This window comes from Microbacterium sp. MTN4-26 (assembly GCF_042846595.1).
Lineage (GTDB): Bacteria > Actinomycetota > Actinomycetes > Actinomycetales > Microbacteriaceae > Microbacterium > Microbacterium luteum.
The window spans coordinates 83425-95137 of sequence record NZ_BTGO01000003.1; the positions used below are offsets into that span (position 1 = coordinate 83425).

Here is an 11713-nt window from a genome sequence, read left to right on the forward strand (position 1 = left end):
GGACACGCCGGGGACGGGGCGACACGCCGACAGGGCGCGTCTCGCACCTCGCGCAGCCTGAATTCGTGCACGGTCGTGGCCCTGACGAACGGCTCTCCAGATCGCCGGCAGGGGTTTTGGAGTTGTTATAGCGAAAGTATAATAGTGGTGTGCTGATTCGGATCGACCCATCACGCGGCGCGGCCCTGTGGGAACAGGTCGCCGCATCGGTGCGCACCGCGATCGCCGCCGGGAAGATCCGCTCGGGGGAGAGGCTTCCCTCCGCGCGTGAGGTCGCCGGCTCGCTCGACCTCAACCTGCACACGGTGCTGCGCGCCTACCAGGAGCTGCGCGACGAGGGCCTCGTGGACATGAGGCGGGGCCGCGGTGCGGTCGTCACCGAGGCCGCCGACGGATTGCGCCGGCTCCGCGACGACGTGGTCGCCCTTGCCTCTCGTGCGCGGAGCCTCGGGCTCGCGCCGGACGTGCTCGCTTCGCTGCTGGCCGATGTGGATCCAGAGGAGGACCCGTCATGACCGTCTCCCCTCCCGAGAACGATCGGAAACGACTCACCCGGGCGCGCCGCGCGTTCGTGTGGTTCGGCATCGTCCTGCCGCTGGCGATGACCGTCGCGGCGGTGGCGATCCAGCTGTGGCTGCTGCCTCGCGTTCCCGACCCCGTCGCGGTCCATTGGGCGGTGTCGGGCGCCCCCGACGGCTTCGCGGCGCCGTGGACCGTTCCGGCCCTCAGTGCCGGCCTGGGCATAGGGATGACGCTCGTGCTGTCGGCGTTCGCCCTCCTCGGTTCGCGCGAGGGGGAGTGGGGAGCCACGATACGGTTCCTCGGCTCGCTCGCTCCCGCCGTCGTGGGTGCCGTGATGGTCGTGATCACCGGAACGTATGCGGCGCAGGTCGATCTGCCGGTGGCCACGCAGTCGGCCGGGATCTTCGGACCGCTCGTCTGGAGCGGCGCCACGGGGATCGTCGTCGGAGTCGTGGCCTGGGTTTCGCAGCCGCGCCTGACGGTGAGCGGCGGAACCGTCCGCCCGGCGACACCGGTCCTCCTGGGGCCGGGCGAGCGCGCCGTCTGGGTGCGCACCGCATCTCTCGCGAGTGGCGGGATGGCGGTGCTCGTCGGTGCGGCGGTACTCCTCTTCGCACTCGCCGCACTCGACATCGCCACCGCGGGAAGCGCCTGGCCGATCCTGCTGATCGTGGCGGTCGTCGTGACAGCGGCCATCCTCGCCACCATGCTGTTCCGCGTCCGCGTCGACCACGACGGACTGAGCGTGACCAGCCTGCTGGGCGTGCCGAGGTTCCGGGTGTCACTCGATCAGGTCGTCGAGGTGAAGGTGGTCACGATCAATCCGATGGCGGACTTCGGCGGATGGGGACTGCGGAAGGCACTGGATGGACGCACCGGCGTGGTCCTGCGCCGTGGCGAGGCCCTCGAGGTCGAGCGCGCGAGGGGCGGAGCCTTCGTCGTCACCGTCGACGATGCATCGACGGCCGCCGGTCTCCTCCTGGCCCTGCGCGAGCGCGGCGAGCGCGGCGAAGGCGGCGACCACGGAGACGCTGCATGATGCCCCGGGTCCGGGTCGTGCCGGTCGCGGTCTTCCTCGCCCTCTCGTTCGGCCTCGCCTGGCTCGTCGCACTGCCGCTGTGGATCGACCCGGCGGGGCTCGCGGCACCGGCTGCGCCGTTCCTCCTGCCGGTGATGATGTTCACGCCGACGGTGGCGACCGTCGTCGTCGTTCTCGCGCTTCGCGCCCCGCGAAAGCAGCACCGGGCCTTTCTCGGCATCTGGCCGCTCGGCCCGCTCGGTCGGTGGTTCCAATACCTCGGCATCGCGCTGGTGGTCCCGATCGCGATCGTCGTCGCCGCGGTGTTCCTCTCCGCGGCCTTCGGCTGGATCGACCTCGACCTCGTCGGGCTGTCGGGGTTCCGTGCGCAGCTGGCTGCGGCGGTGCCGGCGGGAACGCCTCTGCCGCCCCTGCACCTCCTGCTCGTGCTGCAGCTGGTGCAGATCCCCCTCGGGGCGGTCATCAACAGCGTCTTCGCCGCAGGAGAGGAGATCGGCTGGCGCGGCTGGCTCCAACCCGCCCTGATGCCCCTCGGCGCGTGGCCGGCGATCCTGATCACCGGCGTGGCGTGGGGGCTGTGGCACAGCCCGGTCATCCTGCTCGGCTACAACTTCGGCCGCACCGACATCACCGGCGTGCTGTTCATGGTCGGCGGCTGCGTGATGTGGGGACTGTTCCTCGGATGGCTGCGCCTGCGCACCGATTCCGTGTGGCCCGCCGTGCTCGCGCACGGCTCGCTGAACGCGGTCGGCGGCTTCGTGGTGCTGGTCTCGGCCGCCGGCTCCACCGTCGACATGGCCGTCGTCGGACCGCTCGGCGTGGTCAGCTGGGTGCTGCTCGGGATCGTGATGGTCGTCATCGTCGGCCTCGAGAGGATGCGGGTCGTCCGCTCCGCTGACGACACCTCGTCGCCGGGTTGACGTGGGGCGAGCGCAGGGGATTTGCTGGGGGAATGGCCGACCCCACACCTGACGCGTGGCGACGCGTGGATCGCTACCTCACCGAGACCCTCGTCGGTCACGACCCCACCCTCGACGCCGCCGTCGACGACCAGAACGCGGCGGGCCTTCCGTCTATCGAGGTCGCCCCCGTCAACGGCAAGTTCCTGCACCTGCTGACCCGCATCGCCGGTGCGCGGCGCATCCTCGAGATCGGGACCCTCGGCGGATACTCCACCATCTGGCTGGCACGCGCGCTGCCGGAACGCGGGAGCGTGGTGAGCATCGAGGCGGAGCCGGTCAATGCGGCACTGGCCCGGGCGAACATCACCCGGGCGGGTCTCGCCGACCGCGTCGAGGTGCGTGAGGGCCGTGCTGCGGATGTGCTTCCGACCCTGTCCGGCGGCGAGCCGTTCGATCTCGTGTTCATCGACGCCGACAAGGAATCGAACACGATCTACCTCGATTGGGCGGCGCGTCTGGGGCGCCCCGGAACCGTCGTCGTCGTCGACAACATCGGCCGAGGAGGGGAAGTCGCCAATCCCGCGACCACAGCGTCGAACGTCATCGGCACCCAGCGAGGGCTGGAGATGCTCGCGCGCGATCCGCGCTTCGACGCGACCGCCCTGCAGACCCTCGACGCGAAGGGATGGGACGGCATCGCCCTCGCGATCGTGGTCGAGCCGGGGCCGGCGCGCGACGCCGGTGGCGTCGAGCGCGGTCATCACTAGACTCGTCTTCGGACCGACGACGTTCCGAAGACCCACCCTCCATCTGACAAGGAGTCCTCAGTGGCACTTATCGAGGCTGTAGGCGCACGCGAGATCCTCGACTCGCGCGGAAACCCGACCGTCGAGGTGGAGGTTCTCCTCGACGACGGCATCGTCCAGCGGGCCGCCGTCCCGTCGGGCGCTTCCACCGGCGCTTTCGAAGCATATGAACTGCGTGACGGCGACAAGGGCCGCTACAACGGCAAGGGTGTCCTCAAGGCCGTCGAGGCCGTGATCGACGAGCTCGGGCCCGCGATCGAGGGCGTCGAGGCGAGCGAACAGCGCATCGTCGACGAGATCCTCATCGCCACCGACGGCACCGACAACAAGGGGCGCACCGGCGCGAACGCCATCCTCGGCGTGTCGCTCGCGGTGGCCAAGGCGGCCGCCGACTCGGCGGATCTGCCGCTGTTCCGCTACCTCGGCGGACCCAACGCGCACATCCTGCCCGTGCCGCTGTTCAACGTCATCAACGGCGGTGAGCACGCCGACAACGGCATCGACATGCAGGAGTTCTTCCTCGCCCCGATCGGGGCCGAGACCTTCTCGGAGTCGCTGCGCTGGGGGACCGAGGTCTACCACGTCCTCAAGGGCGAGCTGAAGGCTGCCGGGTTCGCCACCGGTCTTGGCGACGAGGGCGGGTTCGCCCCCGATCTTCCGAGCAACCGCGAGGGCTTGGACTTCCTGGTGAAGGCGATCGAGAAGGCGGGCTTGACTCCCGGCACCGATATCGCGCTCGGCCTGGATGTCGCGGCGACCGAGTTCTTCTCCGACGGCGTCTACCGCCTGGAGAACAAGGACTGGACCGCTGCCGAACTCACCGATTACTACGTCGGGCTCGTGAACGACTATCCGATCGTCACGATCGAGGACGCGCTCGCCGAAGACGACTGGGACGCCTGGAAGGCGCTCACCGACGTGCTCGGCACGAAGACCCAGCTCGTCGGAGACGACCTTTTCGTCACCAACCCGCAGCGTCTGGCCGACGGCATCGCCCGCGGTGTCGCGAACTCGCTGCTGGTGAAGGTCAACCAGATCGGAACGCTGAGCGAGACGCTCGACGCGGTCGACATGGCGCACCGTGCGGGCTACACGGCGATGCTCTCGCACCGCTCGGGCGAGACCGAGGACACGACGATCGCCGACCTCGTCGTCGCCACCGGTGCCGGTCAGATCAAGAGCGGCGCGCCCGCACGCAGCGAGCGCGTGGCGAAATACAATCAGCTTCTGCGCATCGAGGAGGAGCTGGGCGACGCGGCGGAGTTCATCGGCCGCGCAGCCTTCCCGCGCTTCACGGGCTGATACACCGCACGAACGACGAGAGGGGGAGCCGTGGTCAAGACGACGGCTCCCTCTTCGCGTTCCCGGACGCGCCGTCCGGTCGACGTGCGCACGTGGCTCGGCGGCATCCGGCTGTCCGGGTTCATGGTGATCATGCTCGGCCTGGTGGTGCTGGCGGCCTTCGTGCTCGTTCCCACCATCGGCACCTACGTCGAGCAGCGTCAGCGCATCGACGCTCTCGAGGCGGCGGTCGCGCTCGCGCAGGACGACGTCGAAGACCTCGAGGCCCAGCAGGATCGTTGGCGCGACCCGGCCTTCATCACGACCCAGGCGCGAGAGCGCCTCTACTACGTCAAGCCGGGCGAGGTGGTCTACCTCGTCGACAACGACCTCGCGTCGGCCGATCTGCCGCAGGAGCAGGAACCCGTCAGTGAGGACGTCGAGCAGACCCGGAACGACTGGATGACGCAGATGGTCAGATCGGTCACCGAGGCCGGCCTCGCCCAGACGGTCGTTCCCGTGGACAGCGGCACCGAGGATCCGGCTACGTCCGAGCCGACGGATGACCCGACCCCGTGAGTGCGTGCGGGCCGGCGACCCAGCGGCGGTCCAGACGCGCCCGGTAACGTGGCGCGCGTGATCCCTTCGCCCTTCGCGCCCGTGACCGACGCCGAGCGGGATGTGCTCCGCGCCCAGCTCGGGCGGCCCGCGCGCGGCGTCGTCGGCGTCGCCGCGCGCTGCGCCTGCGGCAACCCGACGGTGGTCGCCACGTCGCCCCGACTGGATGACGGCACGCCTTTCCCCACGTTCTACTACCTCACCCACCCGGGCGCGACCGCGGCGATGTCGGCGCTGGAGGCGACACAGGTGATGGTCGAGTACAACGACCTCCTGGCCGACGATGACGACGTCGCCCACGCCTACCAGCGCGCCCATGAGGCCTACCTCGCCGACCGGGCGCCGTACGGGGAGGTCCCCGAGATCGACGGTGTCTCCGCGGGCGGTATGCCCACGCGCGTGAAGTGCCTTCACGCGCTCGCCGCTCACAGCCTCGCGGCCGGCCCGGGAGTGAACCCGATCGGCGACCTGGCCCTCGAACGCGGCGACTGGTCGCCCGCGGTGTGCGTGTGCGCCGAACCCGGAGCGGCGACGACATGAAGCGCGTGGTCGCCGCCGTCGCCGCGGCTCTCCTCGGGGTCACCCTCCTCACCGGGTCGACCGTCGCCACGCCCCCCGCAGACGCCGACTCTCCCGACGACGTCATCGATCCGGTGCGCGGACTGGAGTACTGGCTCGACGACTACGGCATCACCGAGGCATGGGAGACGACCCGGGGAGCGGGGGTCACGATCGCGGTGATCGACACCGGCATCGCGCGGGGTCCCGTCGAGCTGGATCCGGCCGTCGTCGGCGGCACAGACATGTCCGGTCTCGGATCGACCGACGGCCGCACGCCGGTCGGCGCCGTCGACGCGAGCCACGGCAGCTGGGTGGCCTCCCTCGCCGCCGCGCGGGGCACCGGGGCCGACACCGGGATGATCGGCGTCGCGCCGGAGGCGGATCTGCTCTCGATCTCGGTCGGCTTCGGATCCTCCGCCGCCGTGCCGTTCGTGGACCAGGTCGCCGACGGCATCCGCTGGGCGGTCGACAACGGAGCCGACATCATCAATCTCTCCTTCACCACCAACACGACCGATTGGGACACCAGCTGGGACAGCGCGTTCCAATACGCCTTCGACAACGACGTGGTGATCGTCGTCGCCGCCGGCAACCGCGGCAGCGGCACGTCGACCGTCGGGGCGCCGGCGACGATCCCGGGCGTGCTCACCGTCGCCGGGGTCGACCCCGAGGGGACCGCCAGCGTCGAAGCCTCGACGCAGGGCATCACCCTGGGCGTATCGGCGCCCAGCGAGAAGCTGCTCGGCGTCTCGGCAGACGGTGCCGTCGTGCAGTGGGATGGCACGAGCGGTGCCGCCCCGATCGTTGCCGGCATCGCCGCACTCGTGCGCTCGGCGCATCCCGACCTCGATGCGAACAACGTCATCAACCGACTCATCCGCACCACGACCCCGGCCAAGGGCTCCTCGGTCCTCTACGGCTATGGGCTCGTCGACGCCGACGCGGCGGTGAACGACTCCGTGCCGACGGTCACCACGAATCCGATGGGAAGCCTCGAGGAGTGGATCCGCATCTACCGGCGGGCGGATGCGGGGCCCGTGGCCCAGCCGACCGCGGAGCCGGTCGAGATCGAGGCCCTTCCTCCGGCCGAATCGCTCTCTCGCGATGATTCGCCGCTGCTGCCGACCCGGGAGACCCTGCTGTACGGCACCCTCCCGCTCGTCATGGTCACCAGCGCGGCTATACTGGTGGCGCTCGGCGTCACCGCAGCTGTCCGACGCATCCGATCGGCGTCCCGAACGCCCAGCCGCTGACTCAGGGAGTACCCCACTCGTGACCAACACCGTGCCCAAGATCCTCATCGTCGGTGGCGGATACGCAGGTTTCTACACGGCCTGGAAGCTCGAAAAGACTCTGCGCAAGGGAGAAGCCGAGGTCACCATCGTCGACCCGCTTCCCTACATGACCTACCAGCCGTTCCTGCCGGAAGTCGCTGCCGGCTCGATCGAGGCGCGTCATTCCGTGGTGTCGCTGCGACGCCACCTGAAGCGCACGCGCATCCTCACCGGCAAGATCACCGGCATCGACCACGCGTCGAAGTCGGCGACCGTCACCCCCGAGATCGGCGACCCCTTCACCGAGACGTACGACCAGATCGTCGTCACCGCCGGGGCTGTCTCGCGCACGTTCCCGATCCCCGGGATCGCCGACAACGCCATCGGCCTCAAGACGATCGAAGAGGCCGTCGCGATCCGCGACCAGCTCCTGGACAACTTCGACAAGGCCGCGATGATCCCCGCCGGACCCGAGCGCGATCGTCTGCTGACGGTCATCGTCGTCGGCGGCGGCTTCGCCGGCATCGAGGTCTTCGCCGAGCTCCGCTCGTTCGCATCGTCGCTGCTGGCGAAGTATCCGACCATCTCGTTCGAGGACACCCACTTCCACCTCATCGAGGCGATGGGTCGCATCATGCCCGAGGTGTCGCTGCCCACGAGCGAATGGGTGCTGAAGGACCTCGCCAAGCGGGGCGCGTACGTTCACCTGGACACTCAGGTCAAGGGTGCCGTCGACGGCAACGTCGAGCTCTCGACCGGGGAGACCCTGCCGTCGGATCTGATCATCTGGACCGCAGGCGTGATGGCCAACCCGACCGTCGTGCGCGGCAGCGACCTGCCCGTCGAGGAGCGGGGCCGCATCCGCACCCGTCCCGATCTGCGCGTGGGGACCGACGAGGAGATCGTCGAGGGCGCCTGGGCGGCCGGCGACGTCTCGGCCGTGCCCGACCTCACCGGTGGCGGCGTGGGCGGCATGTGCGTGCCGAACGCACAGCACGCCGTGCGCCAGGGCAAGCTGCTCGCGAAGAACATCACGGCGGTCCTGCGCGGCGAGGACCCCAAGGACTACGTCCACAAGAACCTGGGAGCCGTCGCCGGGCTCGGCCTGTACAACGGCGTCTTCCAGTCCGGCAAGCTCGCGCTGAAGGGCTTCATCGCCTGGATCGCGCACCGCGGCTACCACGGTCTCGCGATGCCCACGTGGGAGCGCAAGTTCCGGGTGATCTGGGGCTGGTGGAACAACCTCTGGCTCGGTCGCGACATCGTGAGCCTTTCCAGCGTGCAGAACCCCCGCTACGTCTTCGAGGAGTTCGCGGCGCGCCCGCGACCGGCCGAGCCCGAGAAGAAGGCCGACGCCGACAAGGAGAAGGCCGCCGCGCGCTGAGCGGTAGCGTGGGGGATGCTGCGGCGCCCCCGTAGCCCAACCGGCAGAGGCAGGCGACTTAAAATCGCTTCAGTCTGGGTTCGAATCCCAGCGGGGGCACATGATCGATCTGCTGGCGCGGGAGGCCACCACACCCGGGTGGCATGACGCAGCGGCGTACTGGGGTCGCCTCACGGATGCGGTCTCCGACGTCTCGGGGCCGTGCGCGGTCGTCGAACTCGATGCGCTGCGCCACAACGCCCTCGACATGCTCGTCCGCGCGCGCGGCGTGCCGATCCGGATCGCGACCAAGTCGGTGCGCGTGCGGGAGGTGCTCGACGCGACGCTCGCGCTGCCCGGCTACGCGGGGCTGCTGGCCTACACGCTGCCCGAGGCGCTGTGGCTCGCCGAGGCCCACGATGACATCGTCGTGGGCTACCCCTCGGCCGATCGCGCGGCGCTCGCCCGCCTCGCAGCCGACGAGCGCGCCGCGGCGCGGGTGACGATCATGGTCGACGACCCGGCGCAGCTGGATCTTCTGGACGCCGTCGCCGCCCCGACCGCGCGCTGCGAGGTGCGCGTCGCGATCGACGCGGACGCCTCCTGGCGCTCGGCCGCGCTCGGTCACGTCGGCGTCCGCCGATCGCCGCTGTTCGCCGCCGCCGACGTCGCCCGCCTCGCCCGGGCCATCGTCGCCCGCCCCGGGTTCCGGCTCGTGGGACTCATGATGTACGAGGCGCAGATCGCCGGCCAGCCGGACGCCGTCGGCACCGATGCGCCGGTCATGCGGTGGATGAAGCGACGCTCGGCCGCCGAGCTCCACGACCGACGGGCCGGCATCGTCGCCGCGCTGCGCGAGATCGCGCCCCTGGAGTTCGTCAACGGCGGGGGAACCGGCTCGCTCGAGTCGACGGCATCCGATCGCTCCGTGACCGAGCTCACCGCCGGCAGCGGACTGCTCGCCGGCCATCTCTTCGACGGTTACCGCGGGTTTCATCCGGCGCCGGCATCCGCCTTCGCGCTCAAGGTCGTCCGGCGTCCGGCTCCCGACATGGTCACGGTGCTGGGAGGCGGATGGATCGCGTCGGGGCCACCGACGCCGTCGCGGCAGCCGGCACCGGTGTGGCCGAAGGCGCTGCGCACCCTCGCCCGCGAGGCGGCCGGCGAGGTGCAGACGCCCCTCCGAGGCGCTTCGGCGGGATCCCTCGCGATCGGCGACCGGGTCTGGTTCCGGCACGCCAAGAGCGGCGAGACGGCGGAGCACGTCGATGGCGTCCTGCTCGTGGCAGACGGCGAGATCGCCGGCGAGGCGCCGACCTATCGCGGCGAGGGGAAGGCGTTCCTATGACACGACCCGGGGCGACGTGGCGCAACTGGGCGCGATCGGCCGCCGTCCGACCGCAGCGGATGGAGTTTCCGCGCACGGTGGGTGCGGTGGCGCGAGCGGTGACGGCGGCGCGAGAGCGGGGGATGCCGATCAAGGCCGTCGGCGCGGGCCACAGCTTCACCGGCATCGCGGTGGCGCCCGGTGCTCTGCTCGATCTCACCGACCTCTCGGGGGTGGTCTCGGTGGACGCCGAGCGGGCCCGCGTGACGTTCCTCGCGGGAACGAGGCTGCATCAGATCCCGAAACTGCTCGCGCCGTACGGGCTGGCCATGGCGAATCTCGGCGACATCGACCGCCAGTCGATCTCCGGGGCCATCTCGACCGGAACACACGGCACGGGAGTACGCTTCGGAGGACTCTCGACCCAGGTCGTCGGCGTGGCGCTCGTCGCGGGCGACGGCGAGATGCTCCGGGTGAACGAGCACGAGAACGCCGACATGCTTCCGGCCGTCGCCCTCGGGCTCGGCGCGCTGGGCATCCTCGTCGAGGTCACCCTGCAGTGCGTCCCGGCGTTCCTGCTGAGCGCGGTGGAGAAGCCGGAGCCTCTCGACGAGGTCCGTGCGAGCCTGCATCGGCGCGCGGCCGAGGCGGATCATTTCGAGTTCTACTGGTTCCCCCACACCGACAGCGCGATGACGAAGACGAACACGCGCCTGCCCGAGAGCGCGCCGCGCAAGCCTCTCGGCGTCATCGGGGGCTGGGTGGACGACACCCTCGTCGGAGGTGCCCTGCATCAGGCGGCGTGCGGCATCGCCAAGGCGGTGCCAGCCAGCGTGCCTGCCATCGCGCAGGCCTCGGTGCGGCTCTGGGGGGACCGCGCCTTCACCGACGCGTCGCACAAGGTGTTCGCCACCTCCCGATCGGTGCGCTTCCGCGAGATGGAGTACGCGCTGCCCGCATCGGCCGTGGGCGCGGCCTTCGACCGGCTGCGTGGCCTCATCGACGACGAGGGATGGCGCGTGTCCTTCCCCGTCGAGGTGCGCTTCGCCGCGGCCGACGACCGGTGGCTGTCCACGGCGTACGACCGCGACACGGCCTACATCGCGGTCCACCGATACTGGCGCGAGGATCCGTCGGAGTACTTCGAGGCCGTCGAGCAGATCATGCTCGCACACGACGGACGGCCGCACTGGGGGAAGATGCACACGCTCGGCGTCGCCGATCTCGGCCCGCGCTACCCGCGCTTCGCGGACTTCGTGGCGCTGCGCGACCGCCTCGACCCCGATCGCCTGTTCGGCAACCGGTACCTCACGCGCGTCCTGGGGGAGTGACCCCGCAGCCCGCGGGAGTGCTGGGAGTCCGCGGCTCGGGCACGTGAGGTCCGCGGGTGCGGACTAGGATGGCGACCATGTGGGAATGGCTTATCCCGGTCCTCATCGTCGTCGCGATCGTCGTCATCGCCGGTATCTACCTGTGGGCGACGTACAACTCGCTGGTGCAGTTGAACGTTCGCGTCGACGAGGCGTGGAGCGACATCACCGTGCAGCTGAAGCGACGCGCCGACCTGCTCCCGAATCTGATCGAGGCGGTGAAGGGGTATGCCGCGCACGAGAAGGCGGTTTTCGAGAACGTCACGCGCGCTCGCGCGGAGACGCTGAACGTGGCGAGTCCGGCGGAAGCGGGCGTCGCCGAAGGGCACATGCAGCAGGCGCTGAAGTCGATCTTCGCGGTGGCGGAGGCCTACCCCCAGCTTCAGGCCAGCCAGAACTTCCTCCAGCTCCAGCAGGCGATCGTCGACACCGAGGACAAGATCCAGGCATCGCGCCGGTTCTACAACGGCGGCGTCCGGGAGCTGAACACCAAGATCAAGGTCTTCCCGAACAACCTCTTCGCCAAGAACCTCGGGTTCAGCGAGCGCGAGTTCTTCGAGGTCGTCGACGGCGCCGCGATCTCGGAGCCGCCGCGCGTGCAGTTCTGACGCAACAGCTGACGTACCGCATCGCAGTTCACACGGCGAAGG

The 11713-nt window shown here is 70.1% G+C and carries 12 protein-coding genes and 1 tRNA gene; all 13 read left to right on the plus strand.

The genetic code is table 11. The features are described 5' to 3' along the window. The first annotated feature begins 149 nt into the window (after window positions 1–149). The 13 genes from ACGG9C_RS03250 (at window position 150) to ACGG9C_RS03310 (ending at window position 11671) form a co-directional block, all read left to right on the plus strand. Window positions 150–515, plus strand: a complete 366-nt coding sequence (locus ACGG9C_RS03250; RefSeq protein ID WP_390178236.1) for a GntR family transcriptional regulator — start codon at window positions 150–152, stop codon at window positions 513–515. Further along, entirely contained in the window at window positions 512–1561 is a 1050-nt protein-coding gene (locus tag ACGG9C_RS03255) for a DUF1648 domain-containing protein (RefSeq protein ID WP_390178237.1), read from the plus strand. The genes ACGG9C_RS03250 and ACGG9C_RS03255 overlap by 4 nt, the downstream gene beginning before the upstream one ends. After that, window positions 1558–2481, plus strand: a complete 924-nt coding sequence (locus tag ACGG9C_RS03260) for a CPBP family intramembrane glutamic endopeptidase (protein WP_390178238.1) — start codon at window positions 1558–1560, stop codon at window positions 2479–2481. Before ACGG9C_RS03255 ends, ACGG9C_RS03260 begins: the two co-directional genes overlap by 4 nt. Window positions 2482–2513: 32 nt before the next feature. Beyond that, window positions 2514–3230 carry an O-methyltransferase gene (locus tag ACGG9C_RS03265; protein WP_286717200.1) on the plus strand — a complete coding sequence of 239 codons (717 nt, stop codon included), beginning with the start codon at window positions 2514–2516 and terminating at the stop codon, window positions 3228–3230. A 60-nt stretch (window positions 3231–3290) separates the two neighbouring features. After that, complete coding sequence (eno, locus tag ACGG9C_RS03270) at window positions 3291–4571, plus strand: phosphopyruvate hydratase (protein WP_390178239.1); 1281 nt, start codon at window positions 3291–3293, stop codon at window positions 4569–4571. Between the two features lie 30 nt (window positions 4572–4601). After that, entirely contained in the window at window positions 4602–5129 is a 528-nt protein-coding gene (locus ACGG9C_RS03275; protein WP_228480973.1) for a septum formation initiator family protein, read from the plus strand. 57 nt (window positions 5130–5186) lie between these two features. Then, the gene (locus tag ACGG9C_RS03280; RefSeq protein WP_286717197.1) at window positions 5187–5708 is read left to right on the plus strand and encodes a DUF501 domain-containing protein; all 522 of its coding nucleotides are present in this window, start codon (window positions 5187–5189) and stop codon (window positions 5706–5708) included. Beyond that, a complete protein-coding gene (locus ACGG9C_RS03285; RefSeq protein WP_390178240.1) occupies window positions 5705–6982 on the plus strand; it encodes a S8 family serine peptidase in 1278 nt (425 codons plus the stop codon). The genes ACGG9C_RS03280 and ACGG9C_RS03285 overlap by 4 nt, the downstream gene beginning before the upstream one ends. Before the next feature lie 31 nt (window positions 6983–7013). After that, complete coding sequence (locus ACGG9C_RS03290; protein ID WP_071043356.1) at window positions 7014–8387, plus strand: NAD(P)/FAD-dependent oxidoreductase; 1374 nt, start codon at window positions 7014–7016, stop codon at window positions 8385–8387. 25 nt (window positions 8388–8412) lie between these two features. After that, window positions 8413–8486, plus strand: a tRNA-Leu gene (locus ACGG9C_RS03295). A gap of 1 nt (window position 8487) precedes the next feature. After that, window positions 8488–9714 (plus strand): alanine racemase, encoded by a 1227-nt coding sequence (locus ACGG9C_RS03300; RefSeq protein WP_194384953.1) that lies wholly within the window; start codon window positions 8488–8490, stop codon window positions 9712–9714. Beyond that, window positions 9711–11024, plus strand: a complete 1314-nt coding sequence (locus ACGG9C_RS03305; protein ID WP_194384954.1) for a D-arabinono-1,4-lactone oxidase — start codon at window positions 9711–9713, stop codon at window positions 11022–11024. Before ACGG9C_RS03300 ends, ACGG9C_RS03305 begins: the two co-directional genes overlap by 4 nt. Before the next feature lie 77 nt (window positions 11025–11101). After that, a complete protein-coding gene (locus tag ACGG9C_RS03310) occupies window positions 11102–11671 on the plus strand; it encodes a LemA family protein (RefSeq protein ID WP_194384955.1) in 570 nt (189 codons plus the stop codon). Window positions 11672–11713 lie beyond the last annotated feature (42 nt).